Source organism: Gallibacterium genomosp. 3, from assembly GCF_001678475.1.
GTDB lineage: Bacteria > Pseudomonadota > Gammaproteobacteria > Enterobacterales > Pasteurellaceae > Gallibacterium > Gallibacterium faecale.
On record NZ_JTJR01000026.1, the window covers coordinates 156,883 to 176,229 of the forward strand.

The 19,347-nt window shown below is 37.8% G+C and carries 15 protein-coding genes; 3 read left to right on the top strand and 12 right to left on the bottom strand.

From position 1 onward, the window contains the following. Positions 1 to 43 precede the first annotated feature (43 nt). Genes QV06_RS07130 through QV06_RS07140 form a run of 3 tightly spaced genes read left to right on the top strand, consistent with a single transcriptional unit; the run spans position 44 to position 4,927 of the window. Entirely contained in the window at positions 44 to 2,950 is a 2,907-nt protein-coding gene (locus tag QV06_RS07130) for a DNA translocase FtsK (RefSeq protein WP_065237539.1), read from the top strand. 12 nt (positions 2,951 to 2,962) lie between these two features. After that, positions 2,963 to 3,577, top strand: coding sequence for an outer membrane lipoprotein chaperone LolA (lolA, locus tag QV06_RS07135; RefSeq protein WP_065237540.1), 615 nt, complete (start codon positions 2,963 to 2,965; stop codon positions 3,575 to 3,577). A 12-nt stretch (positions 3,578 to 3,589) separates the two neighbouring features. Further along, the gene (locus QV06_RS07140) at positions 3,590 to 4,927 is read left to right on the top strand and encodes a replication-associated recombination protein A (protein ID WP_065237541.1); all 1,338 of its coding nucleotides are present in this window, start codon (positions 3,590 to 3,592) and stop codon (positions 4,925 to 4,927) included. 59 nt (positions 4,928 to 4,986) lie between these two features. On the opposite strand, the gene lpxC is transcribed toward QV06_RS07140, so the two are convergent. The 12 genes from lpxC to murE form a co-directional block, all read right to left on the bottom strand. Continuing rightward, positions 4,987 to 5,904, bottom strand: coding sequence for a UDP-3-O-acyl-N-acetylglucosamine deacetylase (gene lpxC / locus QV06_RS07145; RefSeq protein ID WP_065237542.1), 918 nt, complete (start codon positions 5,902 to 5,904; stop codon positions 4,987 to 4,989). A 56-nt stretch (positions 5,905 to 5,960) separates the two neighbouring features. Further along, positions 5,961 to 7,175, bottom strand: a complete 1,215-nt coding sequence (gene ftsZ, locus QV06_RS07150; RefSeq protein ID WP_065237543.1) for a cell division protein FtsZ — start codon at positions 7,173 to 7,175, stop codon at positions 5,961 to 5,963. A 73-nt stretch (positions 7,176 to 7,248) separates the two neighbouring features. Further along, positions 7,249 to 8,547 (bottom strand): cell division protein FtsA, encoded by a 1,299-nt coding sequence (ftsA, locus tag QV06_RS07155; RefSeq protein ID WP_065233571.1) that lies wholly within the window; start codon positions 8,545 to 8,547, stop codon positions 7,249 to 7,251. A gap of 5 nt (positions 8,548 to 8,552) precedes the next feature. Continuing rightward, positions 8,553 to 9,404, bottom strand: a complete 852-nt coding sequence (locus QV06_RS07160) for a cell division protein FtsQ/DivIB (protein ID WP_065237544.1) — start codon at positions 9,402 to 9,404, stop codon at positions 8,553 to 8,555. Beyond that, positions 9,401 to 10,333, bottom strand: coding sequence for a D-alanine--D-alanine ligase (locus QV06_RS07165; protein ID WP_065237545.1), 933 nt, complete (start codon positions 10,331 to 10,333; stop codon positions 9,401 to 9,403). Before QV06_RS07165 ends, QV06_RS07160 begins: the two co-directional genes overlap by 4 nt. Continuing rightward, positions 10,333 to 11,775, bottom strand: a complete 1,443-nt coding sequence (gene murC, locus QV06_RS07170; RefSeq protein WP_065237546.1) for a UDP-N-acetylmuramate--L-alanine ligase — start codon at positions 11,773 to 11,775, stop codon at positions 10,333 to 10,335. The genes QV06_RS07165 and murC overlap by 1 nt, the downstream gene beginning before the upstream one ends. Before the next feature lie 9 nt (positions 11,776 to 11,784). Continuing rightward, positions 11,785 to 12,834: an undecaprenyldiphospho-muramoylpentapeptide beta-N-acetylglucosaminyltransferase gene (gene murG / locus QV06_RS07175; protein WP_065237547.1), complete on the bottom strand. Its 1,050-nt coding sequence runs from the start codon at positions 12,832 to 12,834 to the stop codon at positions 11,785 to 11,787. A gap of 8 nt (positions 12,835 to 12,842) precedes the next feature. After that, positions 12,843 to 14,018, bottom strand: a complete 1,176-nt coding sequence (ftsW, locus tag QV06_RS07180; RefSeq protein ID WP_065237548.1) for a putative lipid II flippase FtsW — start codon at positions 14,016 to 14,018, stop codon at positions 12,843 to 12,845. An 11-nt stretch (positions 14,019 to 14,029) separates the two neighbouring features. Beyond that, positions 14,030 to 15,358: a UDP-N-acetylmuramoyl-L-alanine--D-glutamate ligase gene (murD, locus tag QV06_RS07185; protein ID WP_065237549.1), complete on the bottom strand. Its 1,329-nt coding sequence runs from the start codon at positions 15,356 to 15,358 to the stop codon at positions 14,030 to 14,032. Positions 15,359 to 15,375: 17 nt separating this feature from the next. After that, complete coding sequence (gene mraY / locus QV06_RS07190) at positions 15,376 to 16,458, bottom strand: phospho-N-acetylmuramoyl-pentapeptide-transferase (RefSeq protein WP_065237550.1); 1,083 nt, start codon at positions 16,456 to 16,458, stop codon at positions 15,376 to 15,378. Beyond that, positions 16,452 to 17,846, bottom strand: a complete 1,395-nt coding sequence (gene murF / locus QV06_RS07195; protein ID WP_065237551.1) for a UDP-N-acetylmuramoyl-tripeptide--D-alanyl-D-alanine ligase — start codon at positions 17,844 to 17,846, stop codon at positions 16,452 to 16,454. The genes mraY and murF overlap by 7 nt, the downstream gene beginning before the upstream one ends. Before the next feature lie 20 nt (positions 17,847 to 17,866). Beyond that, positions 17,867 to 19,342: a UDP-N-acetylmuramoyl-L-alanyl-D-glutamate--2,6-diaminopimelate ligase gene (murE, locus tag QV06_RS07200; RefSeq protein WP_065237552.1), complete on the bottom strand. Its 1,476-nt coding sequence runs from the start codon at positions 19,340 to 19,342 to the stop codon at positions 17,867 to 17,869. Positions 19,343 to 19,347: the final 5 nt, after the last annotated feature.

Here is a 19,347-nt window from a genome sequence, read left to right on the forward strand (position 1 = left end):
TTAAATTGGTGCTGAAAGATTATCGAAAATTATATAAATAACAATGATCAATAAAATTAAAAATATCAAACTGAATAACCTCAATTTATCTCAATTTAAGCAAGTTGAAATCAAGAAAGAATATCTAAGTTCAAACCTCTATTTGTTTAATTTAGGGCTATTTTTATTGGCTTGTTTTGGCTTATATTTGCTTGTAGCTTGGACATCTTACCACCCAGCGGATTCAACTTGGACAATCGCAAGCAATCAACCAACAGTGATTAATAAAGCTGGTGTAGTTGGTGCTTGGTTAATTGATATTCTGTTCGCTTTATTCGGTTCTATTGGTAACCTAATTCCTTTTTTTGTTTTTTTAATTCCTCTCTATCTATTGCGCTATCATCCAATTACTGAGTTTAAAGGAGGAACGTTTTTCTTACGTTCGTTTGGTTTTCTATTATTCTTAGTTAGTTTGGCTACATTAGCGGCGTTATATCTTCCAGATAGTCCTTATCATCTTGCTGGTGGTGTCATTGGTGCGGTAATTACCCAATTAACGCTGCCTTTGATCGGTATTTGGCTATTATCATTAATCACTATTGCTACCACAATTATAGGTTTTATCCTTTCTGCTGGTAATTCATTTATTAAGGTATTTCCTCGCTTTTATCACTGGTTAATGGCCACAGACGAAAATAAACCTGAAGAAGCACCTCAAAATAATGAAGTTGAAAAATCTTTAGCTGATTATGAACAAATTGAATTACCACTTCCTAAACATGCAGTTAAACAGCAACAATCTCAGCCAACAGCAGAAACGGGCAACCCAGCATTTGCTCATCTGCAACAAGATCAATTTGTCAATCCGACTATTTTTGGCCTAACACCCGCACCAACTACTACTCAAGTAGAGCCTGAAAATAGTACAGATAATACTGTGGCTGATACCCCATTAATTGAGAATTCCGCATATCATCAGTCTGTGCCACCAACACCGACCACAGTTAATGCAGATAATTTCAATAATATTGAGTTCCCTGTGTTTGATACTAATGAAATTACCGAATTACCAACAGTATCACTATCGACAAATTTAACGCCCGCTACTACAACCGAGGCTACTCAGGACTTAGTCAATCCTCAAGATAATTGGCAAGCACAGACTGCAATGCCAACGGTTAATCTTGCTTCACAAGTGAATAACCCTATTCAAGAAACACAACCATCTTCTGTTAATCATAATGAGCCCGAAGAGGATAACGAAGATTTTGATCGTTTAAGACAAGAGTTCTTAGCGATGCAGCAACAAAAACAGACTGATATGGTGAATCGGGCTAAAGCATTAAATCAAGAAAGTGCTTTAAATCATATCCTTACGCCATCACAAGATGAAGATGAACCCGTTGAACAACTTACACCCCCTAATTATAAGCCTTATGGTAATACGTTAGTTCATCCGTTATTACAACCTGATCCTATCTCAACAGTAAAACCAACTACCCCATTGCCAAGCCTTGATTTATTAAATGAAGGTAAACCAATGACAACGGATATTACTGAAGCTGAAATCCAAGAAACCTCTCGACGAATTGAACATCAATTACGTAATTTTGGGGTAAAAGCGACTGTGCGTAACGTCACGATTGGTCCTGTAGTTACTCGTTATGAAATTGAATTACAACCAGGTACCAAAGCATCTAAAGTAACTAGTATTGATACTGATTTAGCGCGTGCCTTGATGTTCCGTTCTATTCGGATTGCTGAAGTGATTCCAGGTAAACCTTATATTGGTATTGAAACACCAAATGATCGCCGACATAGTGTGTTATTAAGAGAAGTTTTAAGCAGTAAAGAATTCCGTGAGGCTAAATCTCCGCTCTCAATGGCATTAGGTAAAGATATTAGTGGTAAAACAGTCGTTGTTGATCTGGCTAAAATGCCTCACTTACTGGTTGCTGGCTCTACCGGCTCAGGGAAATCTGTTGGTGTCAATGCGATGATTTTGAGCCTATTATTTAAAGTGAAACCTGATGAAGTAAAATTCATTATGATCGATCCAAAACAGGTTGAGCTTTCAATGTATAACGATATTCCACACCTGCTTACTAACGTGGTAACGGATATGAATAAAGCCGCGAATGCGTTACGTTGGTGTGTGGATGAAATGGAGCGCCGTTATCAACTATTAACCGCTTTACATGTACGTAATATTGAAGGCTTTAATAGTAAAATCGATCAAGCGGCAGAAATGAATCTCCCAATTCCAAACCCAATTTGGCGACCAGGTGATACTATGGATGCTATGCCGCCTGCATTAGAAAAACTACCTTATATTGTGGTCATTGTTGATGAGTTTGCCGATTTAATAATGATTGTGGGTAAACAAGTTGAGGAATTAATTGCCCGCCTTGCACAAAAAGCGCGCGCAATTGGGATTCACTTAATTTTGGCTACGCAGCGTCCATCCGTAGATGTTATCACTGGCTTAATTAAAGCTAATATTCCAAGCCGAATTGCTTTCACTGTGGCGAGTAAAATTGACTCTCGTACCATCTTAGATCAATCTGGCGCAGAAGCTTTATTAGGTAAAGGGGATATGCTCTACTCTGGTCAAGGTGATTTAATTCGTGTCCATGGTGCGTATATGACCGATGATGAAGTGGTTCGTGTAGCGAGTGATTGGCGTGCAAGAGGTAAACCAAACTACTTAGCAGAAATTGTCGAAAATAGTGAAGAAGATAATGATACAAGCAATAATGATAATAGTAATGGCGATTTAGATGAAAAATTTGATGAGGCTGTTGATATAGTATTAAGTAGCGGTAATACATCTGCTTCGTTCTTACAACGCCGTTTAGGCTTAGGTTTCCCACGTGCAGCTCGTATTTTAGATCAAATGGAACAACAGGGAATTCTTTCAGCACCAACCAATGGTAAGCGTGAAATTCTTGCCCCAAGAAATAATTATTAAAAAGGAGAACTTATGAAAAAATTACTCGTTTTATTGGGTATGGCTAGCATAATTTTTACCAATACAGCAATGGCTGATGCCAAAACTGAATTACAACAACGTTTAAATCATATCAGTTCATTAAGTAGCAGTTTCCAACAACGTGTTTCTGATGCGGATGGTAAATTGGTACAACAAGGAGAAGGCACCTTAAAAATTAAACATCCAAACCTATTTAAAATGACAATCACTGCACCACAAGAAAGTGAAATGGTAGCGGATGGTAAAATATTATGGTTCTATGATCCTTTTGTAGAACAAGCAACAGTAAATTGGGTAAGTGAAGCAGTAAATAACACACCATTTGTATTGCTTACCAGTAATGATCAAAGCCACTGGGCAAAATATCAAGTACAACAAAAAGATGATGTTTTTACCCTGTCACCTCGCAATGCAAAAAGTAATATTAAACAATTTACGATTAGGATTAATGCTGATGGCTTATTAAGTAGTTTTAGTACCATTGAAAAAGATGGACAAGCTAATTTATATATTTTACGTAATATCAATACTGCCGAATTACCTAACTCTCTATTCAAATTCACCCTACCTAAAGGTGCAGAGTTAGACGATCAACGTAAAAAATAGTGGCTAATTCAGATGGATAACCTTGATCTTAATTTTGCGGGTGATGATTTTCGCCCGTTAGCTGCACGTATGCGTCCCACCACATTAGATAATTATTTTGGGCAAACGCATCTACTCGGTAAAGGCAAACCACTACGTAAGGCAATTGAAGCAGGTCATGCTCACTCTATGATTTTATGGGGGTCTCCCGGTACAGGCAAAACAACTTTAGCTGAAATTATTGCCCATCGCTTAAATGCGAAAGTGGAATATCTGTCTGCGGTTACCAGTGGCGTAAAAGATATTCGAGAAGCGATTGATCGGGCAAAACAGAATCAATTTTCAGGGCAACAAACACTACTATTTGTCGATGAAGTACATCGTTTCAATAAATCACAACAAGATGCTTTTTTGCCTTATATCGAAGATGGAACCATTATTTTTATTGGGGCTACTACGGAAAATCCTTCCTTTGAATTGAATAGTGCTTTGCTTTCACGTGCAAGAGTATATTTGTTGAAATCATTGTCTGCTGCCGAAATTGTTGAAGTGTTACAACGCGCAATCACAGATTCTAAACAGGGTTATGGCAATCTTTCCTTACAATTAGAAGAGGGCTTATTAACGACATTGGCAGAATATGTTAATGGTGATGCACGCCTTGCATTAAATTGTTTAGAGTTAATGGTCGATATGGCGGAAGAAACTGCCACAGGGAAGCAACTTACTCAACAATTAATGGTTGATATTCTTGGCGAACGACAAGCACGTTTTGATAAGCAAGGCGATCGTTATTACGATCTAATTTCTGCATTGCATAAGTCTGTAAGAGGTTCTGCGCCAGATGCTGCATTGTATTGGTATGCTCGTATTATCACTGCGGGTGGAGATCCATTATATGTTGCTCGCCGCTTACTCGCGATTGCTTCTGAAGATATTGGTAATGCCGATCCAAGAGCAATGGATGTGGCTTTAAATGCTTGGGATTGTTATACCAGAGTTGGTGCAGCAGAAGGTGAACGCACCATTGCTCAAGCGATTGTTTATCTCGCAGCTGCACCAAAAAGCAATGCGGTTTACCTTGCTTTCAATCAAGCTAAACAACTAGCAACGCAATATCCTGACTTTGATGTACCTATTCATTTACGCAATGCACCAACTCAATTAATGAAAAATCTGGGAATTGGTAAAGAATATCGTTATGCCCATGATGAACCTCATGCTTATGCTGCAGGAGAGAATTATTTCCCTGAACCATTAAAAGGCACTCGTCTTTATTTCCCAAATGAGCGCGGCACTGAAATCAAAATTAAGCAAAAATTAGAATGGTTAGCACAGTTAGATTTGGAAGTAAATAATCAGCAGAAATAAAAAACGCACTTATAAGTGCGTTTTTTATTAGGGTTATAAGAGAGTTTGTTTATAAATAATTAAATTAATACTTGATTAGGTGCCAAGTAACCTTGTGTTGCTTGTTCTTTTTCATCGAAAGATACAAGTTCCCAAGCTTCTTGATCTGCTAATACAGCACGGATTAATTTATTATTTAAATCGTGTCCTGATTTATATGCGGTAAATTCACCAATAATATTATGACCTGCCATATAAAGGTCACCAATCGCATCAAGCAATTTATGACGTACTAATTCGTCTTTAAAACGTAAACCTTCTTCATTCAAAATACGATAGTCATCTAACACGATAGCATTATCTAAACTACCACCTAATGCAAGACCATGAGCTTGTAAATATTCAATATCACGCATAAAACCGAATGTTCTTGCACGGCTAATTTGTTGAATAAAGGCTTTGGTTGAAAAATCTAATTGATAATGTGCCACATCATTGCTAATCGCAGGATGTTTAAAATTAATTGTAAAATCTAATTTAAAGCCATTATATGGTTTAAACTCTGCCCATTTATCACCATCTTCAACACGAATTGCTTTTTTAATACGAATAAATTTTTTCGCTGCTTCTTGCTCTTCAATGCCTGCATCTAACAATAAGTAAACAAAAGGACTTGCACTTCCATCCATAATTGGAATTTCTGGTGCATCCACTTCAATGATAATGTTATCAATACCTAAGCCAGCTAATGCTGAATTAAGATGTTCAACAGTAGAAATACGCACGCCGTCATCATTGATCATGCAAGTACAAAGTGTTGTATCACGGATCAAATGAGGATCAGCTGCAAAAGAAACGACTTCTGGCAAATCAGTACGACAATAAATTACACCTGTATTTACAGGTGCAGGGCGTAAAGTTAATGTCACTTTTTTACCACTGTGAAGTCCGATTCCTGTTACTTTCACACTTTGTTTTAGCGTTCTTTGTTTAATCATAATTACTCCAGTTATCAATGATTTATAGTTCATTGAAACTTTTCATTTTTACAAAATTAATTTGCGTTCTCACGCAAGAATGTTGGCAAATCAAATAATTTTGCCTCTTCTAATGCAGTTTTCTTCACTGCATTACCATTATTCGCAGTTCCTACTGAACCTTCAGTTGCTCTAAATTGTTCAGCACGAGTTGTTTCACCTAATGGTGGTAATTTATAGCCACCAAAATTACCTTTTGCATCTTGTGCTTGTGTATTATTTGCCACGATCTCAATACGTGGTTCACCATTTACATTGCGACCACCAATACCAGTCGCCACAATTGTCACACGTAATTCATCTTCTGGTAATTCTGGATTCACACTGGTACCAATCACTACAGTCGCATCTTCTGCAGCAAATGCATGGATAGTTTCACCTACCGCTTCAAATTCGCCCATCGCAAAATTAAAACCACTAGTAGTAATATTTACCAATACACCTTTAGCGCCAGAAATATCAATATCTTCTAATAATGGGCTAGCAATCGCTTCTTGAGCAGCTTTCTCTGCGCGACCATCACCAACTTCGCCAGAAGAAATTCCTGTTCCCATCATTGCATATCCCATTTCAGACATTACAGTTTTTACGTCAGCAAAGTCAACGTTAATTAACCCTGGTGAAGTAATGATATCTGAAATACCACGTACTGCATTACGTAATACGTCATTCGCAGCCGCTAATGCGTCAAGGAAAGAGATATTCTTACCTAAAACTTTTAATAATTTATCATTTGGAATTGTAATTAGAGAGTCAACGTATTTAGCCAATTCTTGGATGCCCGCTTCAGCAAATTGCATCCGTTTTTTTCCTTCAAATTTGAAAGGTTTTGTTACTACAGCAACTGTCAAAATACCTAATTCTTTTGCCACTTCAGCAATAATTGGCGCTGCACCAGTACCTGTACCACCGCCCATACCTGCAGCGATAAATACCATATCAGCACCTTCCAACATATTGCGTAATGCTTCACGATCTTCTTCGGCTGCTTGGCGGCCAACTTCTGGTTTTGCACCAGCCCCAAGTCCTTTAGTAATTTCAGCACCAATTTGGATTGTTTGTTGAGCTAAACTTTTACGTAACGCTTGGGCATCAGTATTCACTGAAAAAAACTCAACTCCTTTGAATTCATCCTGTACCATGTGGTTCAATGCGTTACCACCACCGCCACCAACACCAATGACTTTGATGACTGCATCCTGGACTATTTCATCAATAGGCTCAAATAACATATTTGCTCTCTCTTATATAACCATTAAAAAACATTATGACATTCTGTTTATTGTATGCCAAAAATAGAGAATATCAAAATTCAGACTTCACTTTATCAATAAATTTTTTAAATAAATTACCGATTTTATTTGTTTTTGACACTTCTCCGGTTATTCCTTTGATTTGTGGCTGTACTCCAGAACCTTGATAATAAGTATATTGTAATAAACCTAACACGGTTGCATATTGTGGCTTATCAACATAATCTGTTAATCCTGTGATATTCAATGGCGTACCAATTTTTACCTGGACTTGTTGACCAAAGACTTCTGTTGCACAATCCAACATACCATCAATTAATGCACCACCACCAGTCAAAACAATGCCTGCAATTAACTCAGATGACACATTGTTCTCCTTAAGGTGTCTTTTTAATTGATGTAACTCTTTATCCACTAGGGTTAATAGCTCTTTATAACGTGCTGAAGTAATAATAGACAAAGACTCTTTAGTTAATACTCTTGATGGGCGGCCACCAATCCCCGGTACTTCAATAATTTTTTCAGAAGCATTGCGTTTTTCTGGCGTTGATAACAACACCGCACTGCCGTAATTTACTTTAATATTTTCTGCATTGGTTCTAGAAGTAAAAATACCTTGCGCAACATCATCAGTCACACGATTTCCGGCATATGGAATCACTTTACTATAACGTAATGCACCATCAGTGAAGACTAAAATATCCATTGTGCCTGCTCCAATATCAATTAAGCATACACCCAGTTCTTTTTCTTCTTCACTTAATACTGAATAACTTGACGCCAGACCAGAAAATACAATTTCATCCACTTTTAAGCCACTACGCTCAACTGCTTTCCGTAAATTTACCAACCAATCTTGATGGCAAGCAATTAGATGAGCTTGGGCAGTAAGACGTACACCCTGTAAGCCTAGTGGATTTTTAATATTTGTTTGTTGATCAACTGAATACTCTTGTGGAATAACATGTAATACTGTTAAGCCATCACCTACTTTTACTGAGCTTGCAATATGCATTGCTTCATCAATATCCGCTTGAGTGACCTCACCTGATAACGCAACAAAACCACTTTCATTCAGACTTTGAATATGCTCACCAGTAATCGCTAAAGTAACACGCGCAATCAATTTTAGATCTGCTACTGACTCTGCTGCTTCAATTGCTCGTCGAATTGAATTCACCACGGCTTCTAAATCAGTAATACTGCCTTTATCAATTCCTTTTGATGGGCAGCTACCAACACCAATCACATTCACCACACCATCAGGTAATAATTCCCCAACAACGGCGATAACTTTTGAAGTGCCTATTTCCAGGCCGACAATTATTTGTGGTTCATCAATCTTAGCCATAATTATTATTCACTTAATGTATTTTGTTGTTTTTCTGTATTCTGCGGTGCGTCAGCAAAACTAACCGCTGCTCCAGTATTATATCGCAAATCAATATATGCAATTTTTTTATTTTCAGGAATTTCAATTTGTGGATAAATCGTTAAAAAGCGATCAATTTTATCTTTCCACTCACCTCGTCCAAGCTTCAATATAATATCATTAGATAAGGTTACGTTCCACGAGCCCCTATCATCAATTGAAACAAATTTTAACCCCATATTTTTAGGTTTTAAAATTTTACTTAATTCATACCAAGCTTTTAGCGTAGTTACCCCTTGAAAATCAGGGCCAGATAAATGAGGTAAATTATCATCATTAATTTTACCTTTAGGTAAGGTAAAGATAACTCCATCTGAGGTTAGATAATTAACCTCATTCCATTTTGCTGCTGGAATATATTCCGTTACGCTAATATTTAACTGAGCAGGCCAAATTTTTCTAATAGAAATTGTTTTAATCCAAGATAAAGATTCAAACATTTTTTCAATAGATTCAACATCCTGCCCAAAATAACCTCTTAGCCCTTGATGACTATCCGCATATTTCTTTAGCATTTCTCTAACATCATCATTAGTGGTAAACAAAGGTTTACCTTTTAAGTTAAATGAATGAATCGGAGAAGGATCCATTTTCTCAAATAGATCCATGCGGTGCGAATAGCCGTAATAAAGAATTCCAGCTACCACAGCAAACAAAACTAATTTCAGCCAAGTTTTTAAACTGATAACTGGCTCACTTTTTTCTGGTTTGCTGTAATATGCGACAGAGGCTCTATGATGGCGAGTTGGTGACACAAATTTTGAACGATTTCTCATTCAGCACTTAACTCCAAAATTTTAACCACTAATTGAGAAAAACTATACCCCACGACTTTCGCTGCCATTGGAAATAAGCTATGGCTTGTCATACCAGGATTAGTATTTACTTCGACCAATCTAAATTGGTCTTTAGCATCGGTCATCACATCAATGCGACTCCAACCTCGACATCCAACAATATCATAAGCTTGTTTTACTAATTGGCGTAATTCAGCTTCACGTTGCTCACTTAAACCAGATGGGCAAAAATATTGCGTATTATCAGAAATATATTTTGCTTCATAATCATAAAACTCACCCGCTGGTTTAATTAAAATAGAAGGTAATACTTCCCCATCAAGGACAGGAACAGAAAACTCTTGTCCCGCTAACCACTCTTCAATTAACACCGTATCATCATGAGTAAGCGCTAAATCAACTGCAGCAGCAAGATCTTCTACTTTTTTTACTTTAGTTAAACCCACACTTGACCCCTCTAAAGAGGGTTTTACCATCAATGGTAAGCCCAATTTGTTAACAATCGCTTGCGCATCTAAAGTAGCACGCGTTTCACGAGTGATAACTTCCATTTCAGCGACAGGTAATCCTACGGCTTTCCATAATAATTTGGTACGCATTTTATCCATGGTTAATGCGGATGCCATCACACCGCACCCGGTATAAGGAATACCTAATTGTTCTAATAATCCTTGTAATGAACCATCTTCACCACCACGGCCATGTAAAATATTAAACACACGTTGGAAGCCTTGTTTTTTTAACTCTTCAACTGGAAAAGTTTGTGGATCTACAGGATGAGCATCAAACCCTTCTGAACGCAATGCCTCTAATACCGCCGCACCAGAAACTAATGACACTTCTCGTTCTGCAGAGTTTCCACCTAATAATACGGCAATTTTTTCTTGTTTTAATTGTTGAATATCCATTATTTACTCCATAACTCTACGAGATGACGAGATAATTTACTTACACTTCCCGCACCTTGCGCCAAAATTAAATCGCCATCTTGCAACACTTGATCCATAATCTCTGGCAACTGTGCTGGATCAGCTAAAAAAATTGGGTCAATTTTACCTAAATTACGAATTGAACGGCATAAAGAACGACTATCAGCGCCTGTAATTGGTGCTTCTCCCGCTGGATAAACGTCTAACATAATCAATACATCAACTTGTGATAGCACTTGCACAAAATCATCAAAGAGATCTCGAGTTCGGCTATAACGGTGCGGTTGGAAAATCATCACAATACGTTTATTTTCCCATCCTTGACGTGCTGCCTGAATAGTAACATTAACTTCCGTTGGGTGATGGCCATAGTCATCTATTAACATTACTTTTCCATTTGGACGAATAAATGAACCTAATTGATCAAAACGACGACCAGCACCTTGGAAATCAGCCAGTGCCCCTAAAATCGCTTCATTATCAATACCCTCTTCTTTAGCAACAACTAACGCTGCCGTAGCATTAAGCGCATTATGACGCCCCGGCACATTTAATAAAACTTCTATTTTTTCACCACTCGGACAAATTACCGTATAGTGTCCTTGGAAACCTGTCTGGCTATAATTTTCAATACGATAATCAGCTGTTTCACTAAATCCGTATGTAATCACTTGGCGTCCCACTTTTGCGGTTAACGTCTGTAACACAGGATCATCCGCACATAACACGGCCAAGCCATAAAACGGCAAATTATGTAAGAAATTCACATAAGTTTGTTTCATTTCTTCAAAATCACCGTGGTAAGTATCCATATGATCTGGTTCAATATTAGTGACTACTGAAACCATTGGTTGTAAATGCAAAAATGACGCATCACTTTCATCTGCTTCAGCAATTAAATATCGACTTAATCCAAGATGAGCATTCGTACCAGCTGATTTCACTAACCCACCATTAACAAACGTCGGATCTAATTTCGCTTGCGCATAAATCATCGCAATCATCGCGGTCGTTGTTGTTTTTCCGTGTGTTCCTGCAACGGCAATACCATGGCGAAAACGCATAATTTCCGCCAGCATTTGTGCACGTTGGATTACAGGAATGCGTGCTTCACGTGCAGCCACCACTTCTGGATTATCAGGTTTAATTGCACTTGAAACTACAACCACACTTGCTCCTGCAATATTGGTTGCTGCATGTTGTAAAAAGATTTTTGCACCTAATCTAGATAAGCGTAATGTCACTGCATTTTCTTGAATATCTGATCCAGTAATATGGTAGCCTTCATTTAATAACACTTCTGCAATACCACCCATACCTGCACCACCAATACCAACAAAATGAATTTGTTTTACTCGGCGCATTTCTGGCACAACCATACGTACTTGATGTTGAAAACTTTGTTTAATTTTATCGTCCATGTTGTTCTCTTATTGTGTAACTGAAATAATCGTTGCCGCAACTTGTTGTGCAGCTTGAGGAGTTGCTTTTGTTTGTGCTTTTTCTGCCATAGCTAATAACGTTTGGCGATCCCATTGTTGTAAAAAAGCAACAACTTTATCAGCGGTTAAATCGACTTGCTCTATAATTTCTGCTGCACCCGCATCAGCCAAATAGCGTGCATTTAAATATTGTTGTCTATCTTTATGTTGGAATGGTACAAAAATTGCTGGCACACCAGCTGCAGCAATCTCACAAACTGTTAAAGCACCAGAACGACAAATCACTACATCTGCCCAAGCATAAGCCTCTGCCATATCATCAATAAAATCTGTTACGGTCACTTCAGCATTGCTTGGATATAAAGCGCGAATTTTCTCACTGCCACCTTGCCCCACTTGATGGCGAATTATAATACGATCACCTACTTTCTTAGCAACTTCAGGCATTAATAAATTGAGAACTCTTGCGCCTTGGCTTCCCCCTACCACTAATACGCGCAATTTGCCTTCACGTTGTAAAAAACGCTGTTGTGGCGAGGGTAATTGAAACATATCTGCTCTAACTGGATTACCAACAACTTCTGCATCAGCAAACGCAGTAGGGAATGCTTGTAAAACACGTGTAGCAATTTTTGCTAGCCATTTATTAGTTAAGCCCGCTACTGCATTTTGTTCATGTAGAATGACTGGTACACCACATAACTTAGCAGCAACTCCACCTGGCCCCGATACATATCCTCCCATACCTAACACAGCATCAGGTTGATATTTTTTAATAATTTTCTTGGCTTGTAAGATTGCTTTAACAATTTTAAACGGAGCTTGTATAAGGGCTTTAATTCCTTTACCTCTTAATCCTGAAATTTCTATAAAGTGGATTGGAATACCATGTTTAGGTACCAGATCGGCTTCCATCCGATCCTTAGTACCTAACCATTCAACTTGCCAGCCTTGAGCTTGTAATACTCTTGCTACTGCAATCGCTGGGAAAACATGACCGCCAGTGCCGCCTGCCATAACTAATAAACGTTTTGTCATAAATAACTCTAATCATCTCGTAAATGTGCATGCCCACTTGCTAAACGATTTTCATGATCGATTCGCATTAAAATCCCAATTGCAATACACATAATAATTAAACTTGAACCACCATAACTAATCAGTGGGAAAGTTAATCCTTTGGTAGGTAATAGACCAATTGTGACACCTAAATTCACAAAACCTTGGAAAAAGATCCAAAATGCAATACCAAAGGCAAAAAAACCGCGAAATTTCGCTTCTAATTTTAATGACTCTTTACCAATTTTTAATGCTCGAAATACGAGTGCTGATAATAGGAAAACAATCACTAATACCCCAACAAATCCAAACTCTTCACCTATAATGGCTAATACAAAGTCGGTATGCGCTTCGGGTAAGTATTCTAATTTTAATACAGAATTTCCTAATCCTTGCCCCCAAAACTCTCCATTACCAAAAGCCATTAATGAGTTTGATAGTTGATAGCCTGTTCCAAATGCATCAGCAAATGGATCCATATAAGAAGTAACCCGTTTCATTCGATAAGGAGAAATAATAATTAAAAACATCAACATACTTGCACCCATACCGATCAATAAAAAGAATTGGAATATTTTTGCCCCTACCACAAATAACATCCCAAACGTGATCACAAACAGTACAACACTACTTCCGAGGTCAGGCTGGCAAAGTAAGAATAAGATTAGAATTCCGCAAACAATGGTCGGACGAATAAAAATGAGCTGTCGAGTAGTAACGACATCATACTTACGCACAAAAAAGCTAGAAAGGTAACAAATTAGGGCTAATTTTGCCAATTCTGCTGGTTGGAAATTAACAAATCCTAAGGAGATCCAACGAGTCGCGCCATTAATATTACGCCCGACAATTAACACCACAATTAACGATATTAAGGCGAGAAGGTATAGTCCTGTACTCCACCTTTCCCATTTTTCCATAGGAATTTGCAAGACAAAAAAGAATAATGTAACGCCAGTAACAATATAAACACCATCTCTAATTGTAAAATAGAGTGGATCATCATATAACTTAGCTGCAGTGGTAAATGAGGCAGTAGTTACCGCAATAAAGCCAATAAATAATAGGATAATAAACAATAAAAATAAGGTACGATCATACAAAGACGATTGTGGTGTAATACGTCCCCAGCGCCAAAACCCATCTTTTATTTTCGATAACATTAATCCTGACCTTATTCTGTTGATTGTTTTGCTAAACGGGCAAATTCATTTCCCCTAACTTCAAAAGTTGCAAATTGATCTAAACTTGCACACGCTGGTGATAACAATACCATATCACCTGCTTGTAACAATGGACGAATTGCATTGATTGCTTCTTCCATCGTATCAACGATAATACTTTGTGTAGAAAGTTCTGCTAAAGCTTGTTTATCCTGACCAAAACAATAACAGAAAATATTCGGCTTATTAATCAAAGGTTTTAATTCGCTAAAATCAGCGCCTTTACCATCACCACCTAATAATAAATATAGCCGTCCTGCAACTTCTAATCCATTTAATGCTGCTTGAGTACTTCCTACATTAGTTGCTTTTGAATCATTAACCCAACGCACCCCATTAGCTTCGTGTACAGTTTGGAAACGATGATCTAAACCACCAAATGTTTTTAATGCTTCAATAATGCCGTGTTCAGGTACATTTACTGCTTGTGCTAAGGCAATGGAAGCTAATGCATTCATATAATTGTGGCGACCGCTTAATTTCAGCTGATCCAGTGCTAACAACTGTTTTTCTGGTGTGGCTAAATAGACTTTATTTTCTGTTGTCGCTAAATAATAATCTGAGCCTGTTTCTGCAAAACTTAATAATGTTTGTTGTGGCTCATTCTCATCTGGATAAGTTAAACGATCCTCTTTATTAACAATTAAAGTTTTGGCTTGATGATAAATACGCAATTTAGCTTGGCGATAATCCTCTAAATCGCGATAACGATTCATATGATCTTCAGAAATATTTAAAATTGTTGCTGCTGCCGCTTGTAAACTAAAGGTTGTTTCTAATTGAAAACTTGATAGCTCAAGTACGTATAAATCGTGTGGTTCGGTTAATAACGACAGCGCTGGAATACCAATATTACCGCCAATGCCAACTTTGATACCCCCAGCTTTAACCATTTCATATACTAAAGTAGTAACAGTACTCTTACCGTTAGATCCTGTAATAGCAACTATTGGTGCTTGTGCTTCACGACAAAATAATTCGATATCACCAACCACCTCAACACCTGCGGCAACTGCTTGTGCAATTTCTGGTGTCTTTAATGCAATACCGGGACTTAACACAATTAAATCACTGTTTAATAACCATTCTGTGTTTAAACTACCTGTGTGTACTGGAATATCATTAGCAAGTTGATCTAAACCAGCTGGATGTTGGCGTGTATCAATGACTTGTAGTCTTACACCCTTATTCGCAAAATAACCAACACAAGAAAGCCCTGTTTTGCCTAAGCCAACAATAGTGACTGTTTTGCCAGTATAATCGAAATGACGAGTTGCCATATGTCCCCCAATATTGCTTAACGCAATTTCAATGTGACTAATCCTAATAACACCAAAATCAAGGAAATAATCCAAAAGCGGACAATTACTCGTGGTTCTGGCCAACCTTTTAATTCAAAATGGTGATGAATTGGCGCCATACGGAAAATACGCTGTTTTCTTAATTTGTATGAACCTACTTGTAAAATAACTGAGAGGGTTTCCATTACAAATACACCGCCCATAATCACCAACACAAATTCTTGTCTTACTAAAACGGCGATAGTTCCAATTGCACCGCCTAGCGATAATGAACCAACATCGCCCATAAATACTTGTGCAGGATAAGTATTAAACCAAAGGAAACCTAATCCAGCACCCACAATAGCAGTACAGACCACCACCAATTCAGCACTAAATTTAATATATGGAATATGCAAGTAATCAGCGAAATTGATATTTCCGGTTGCCCACGCAATTAAGGCAAACGCCGCACAAACTAACACGGTTGGCATAATCGCCAATCCATCTAAGCCATCGGTTAAATTTACCGCATTACTGGTACCAACAATCACAAAATAGGCAAGAACAATATAGAATAAACCTAATTGCGGCATAATCTCTTTAAGGAAAGGCACAACTAATAAAGTCGCATTAGTACCTTTCCCAATGTAATACATACCGCATACTGCCAATAAAGCCACCACAGACAGCCAAAAATATTTCCAGCGCGCAATCAACCCATCTGTATTTTTCCGAACGACCTTGCGATAGTCATCAATAAACCCAATCGCTCCATAGCCAAATAAAACAAATAACACGAACCAAACATAAGGATTTTCAAGGTTTGCCCATAACAGGGTACTTACACCAATAGAGGCGAGAATCATAATTCCACCCATAGTTGGAGTACCACGTTTACTAAAATGGCTTTGTGGACCATCATCACGCACTACTTGACCAATTTGTAATAACTGTAAACGAGTAATTACTTTTGGACCAATCCATAAGCAGAATAATAAAGCGGTTAATAACGCTAAAATTGCTCGCACAGTAATATACGAGAAAACATTAAAAAATGTGTGATACTGAACTAAAAACTCACTAATCCAAACTAACATTGTTCAAAACCTTTAAATGCTTCGACGATCTCTTCCATTTTCATTGAACGAGATCCTTTGACTAATAATAAAATTGTTTTTCCTGCTTGTAGCTGTTCTGTTATGTATTGCTGCAATGCGGTAATTAATGCGGCTTTTTGCTGATAATGCTCTCCATGACACAAACTACTAATGATTTCGCTATAATACCCAAAACTAACCACTTTACTTAAATTCGCTTGTTGCGCAGCCTCAGCAACCTGTTGATGGCACTGTTCTGTACTTTCCCCCAATTCTGCCATATCACCAACTGCAAGGATTTTTACGGTTTGTGCTGATTGTTGTAAAACGACAATCGCTGCTTTTAGGGAATCTACATTAGCATTGTAAGTATCGTCTAAAATTGTGAATTGTGAATTCACTACTACTGGAAATAATCGACCTTTTACCTGTTTTCCTAAAGCTAAGCCAGCTTTAACATCTACCAAAGACGCACCTAACGCCATCGCTAATGAAGTAGCTGCTAACGCATTACTAATATTATGTTCACCTAAATAAGGTAAATCGATCGCTGTTTCACCTTGTGGGGTACAAAGAATAAAATGATAGCCGATTGCAGAAGATTGAATCTCTTTTGCGTAAATATCTGCTTGAGGAGAATTAATAGAAAATTGTTGAATCTGATGAGAACCAATATTGTGTTGCCAATAATTAAGGTACTGACAATTCGCATTAATGATTGCGATACCTGTTGTGGTTAGTCCTTGGTAAATTTCACCTTTTGCCTTAGCAACTCCCTCAATTGAACCAAAGCCAGCTAAATGTGCTGGAGCAACGTTATTCACTAATGCTGCATCTGGGCGAGCTAATTGTGTAGTATACGCAATTTCACCAGCATGATTTGCCCCTAATTCAATCACAGCATAACGGTGTTGGTTGGTTAAACGTAATAATGTTAATGGTACGCCAATATCATTATTGAAATTTCCAGCAGTAAATAATACTTCATTAGCTGATTTCGCTGTTTGTTGTAAAATCGCTGCCGTCATTTCTTTTACGGTGGTTTTACCAGAGGAACCTGTCATTGCCGCTACTTTTGGATTCACTTTAGTTCTTACCCAAGCAGCTAATTGTCCTAATGCTTTTTTCGTATCTGCTACGACTAATTGCGGTAACGGGATCGCCAAATTAGGTTGTTCAACCACTAAAATTTTTGCGCCTTGTTGATACACACGATCTAAAAATTGGTGTGCATCAAAACTTTCTCCCCGTAATGCAAAAAAAATACTGCCGCAACAATTTGTGCGGCTATCAGTTGTAACACTATCTACTTCAATATCAGCTTGGGGAGGATTAATTTCTTTTGCTGCTAATAATTTACTTAAAGTAGAGAAATTAATTGAGATCATTTGTTATTCTTCTTTGTTGACTAAGTTTTATTATTAAGTCCAAGTAATTGTGAAACAATTTCACGATCAGAAAAATGGTGTTTTGTGTGTCCAATAATTTGATAATCTTCATGGCCTTTACCCGCTACTAAAATCAAATCATTAGACTTAGCCTGCTCAAATGCATAGGCTAATGCTTGTTCACGGCGATGAATTATAGTAGCGTTATTTGGAAAGTCTAGCCCTTGAACAATATCATTTATAATTGCTGCCGCATCTTCAGTACGTGGATTATCATCCGTAATAATCACTTTATCTGCTAATTGTTCTGCAATCTTTGCCATTTGTGGGCGTTTACCCTTATCACGATCACCTCCACAACCAAAAATACACCACAGTTCACCATGGCAATGTAAACGTGATGCAAGTAATGCTTTTTCTAGGGCATCTGGTGTATGGGCGTAATCAACAACGGCTGTTGGTTTATTTTCTGCGGTAAAACGCTCCATTCTTCCACATACGCCTTCAAGTTGCGAAACTGTGTTGAGTAAATCTGATAAAGGATACCCAAGTGATAATAATGTTGCCGTCGCTAACAACAAATTACTCACGTTAAACTCACCAATTAATTTTGAATGAAAAATTGCATTTCCCCAGCTTGATGAGAAATGAATTGTAGCACCTAGTGGATGGTATTCAATTTGTTCTGCTTTCAACCATTGTTGATGTTGTGGAGTAAAGGTTGCAGATAAACTCACTTCTACTGCATCAGGTAGTTCTTGTAGCCACTGTTTTCCCACAACGTCATCCGCATTAATCACTCTTTGTTTTACATCTAACTCTGTAAACAATGTTTTTTTCGCAGCTGCATAAGCTTCTAATGTATGGTGATAATCTAAATGATCACGGCTTAAATTAGTAAATACGGCAGCATCAAAATGTAATGCCGCAACACGTTGTTGTACCAAGCCATGTGAAGAAACTTCCATCGCAACAAATTCTGCACCCTGTTCAACAAACTCAGCTAAATTACGTTGAATTTCTACTGCTGAGCCTGTGGTATTTGTTGCAGGTTGGATATGCTGATAAAAGCCGTTACCAATCGTCCCCATCACTGCACTACGTTTACCCAATAGATGATTCCATTGCGTTAATAGATTTGCTACGGTAGTTTTACCATTGGTTCCGGTGACACCAACAAGGGTTAATTGAGTTGAAGGTTGTTGATAAAACTCACCAGCCAGCTTAGAAAGCTGACTAGCCAGTTGATAGACATGAATAACAGGAATATTATCTTGCCACGTTAAACGAGCGTGATCTGCTGGATCTTCACTTTCGACAATAATTGCTGCAGCGCCTGCATTAATTGCTTGTGTCACAAATTTTCTACCGTCAATTTGATGTCCAATTAATCCAATAAACACATCACCTTGTTTTACTGCTCGACTATCTAATTGCATAGTTTGCAACTGATGATTTGGTAATGTTAGGTCAAAATAACGGCTTAAACGCTGCATTGTTT

Coding starts and splice junctions, on each gene's coding strand:
- QV06_RS07130 (WP_065237539.1), top strand. CDS start 44: ATGATCAATAAAATTAAAAATATCAAACTGAATAACCTCAATTTATCT.
- lolA (WP_065237540.1), top strand. CDS start 2,963: ATGAAAAAATTACTCGTTTTATTGGGTATGGCTAGCATAATTTTTACC.
- QV06_RS07140 (WP_065237541.1), top strand. CDS start 3,590: ATGGATAACCTTGATCTTAATTTTGCGGGTGATGATTTTCGCCCGTTA.
- lpxC (WP_065237542.1), bottom strand. CDS start 5,904: ATGATTAAACAAAGAACGCTAAAACAAAGTGTGAAAGTAACAGGAATC.
- ftsZ (WP_065237543.1), bottom strand. CDS start 7,175: ATGTTATTTGAGCCTATTGATGAAATAGTCCAGGATGCAGTCATCAAA.
- ftsA (WP_065233571.1), bottom strand. CDS start 8,547: ATGGCTAAGATTGATGAACCACAAATAATTGTCGGCCTGGAAATAGGC.
- QV06_RS07160 (WP_065237544.1), bottom strand. CDS start 9,404: ATGAGAAATCGTTCAAAATTTGTGTCACCAACTCGCCATCATAGAGCC.
- QV06_RS07165 (WP_065237545.1), bottom strand. CDS start 10,333: ATGGATATTCAACAATTAAAACAAGAAAAAATTGCCGTATTATTAGGT.
- murC (WP_065237546.1), bottom strand. CDS start 11,775: ATGGACGATAAAATTAAACAAAGTTTTCAACATCAAGTACGTATGGTT.
- murG (WP_065237547.1), bottom strand. CDS start 12,834: ATGACAAAACGTTTATTAGTTATGGCAGGCGGCACTGGCGGTCATGTT.
- ftsW (WP_065237548.1), bottom strand. CDS start 14,018: ATGTTATCGAAAATAAAAGATGGGTTTTGGCGCTGGGGACGTATTACA.
- murD (WP_065237549.1), bottom strand. CDS start 15,358: ATGGCAACTCGTCATTTCGATTATACTGGCAAAACAGTCACTATTGTT.
- mraY (WP_065237550.1), bottom strand. CDS start 16,458: ATGTTAGTTTGGATTAGTGAGTTTTTAGTTCAGTATCACACATTTTTT.
- murF (WP_065237551.1), bottom strand. CDS start 17,846: ATGATCTCAATTAATTTCTCTACTTTAAGTAAATTATTAGCAGCAAAA.
- murE (WP_065237552.1), bottom strand. CDS start 19,342: ATGCAGCGTTTAAGCCGTTATTTTGACCTAACATTACCAAATCATCAG.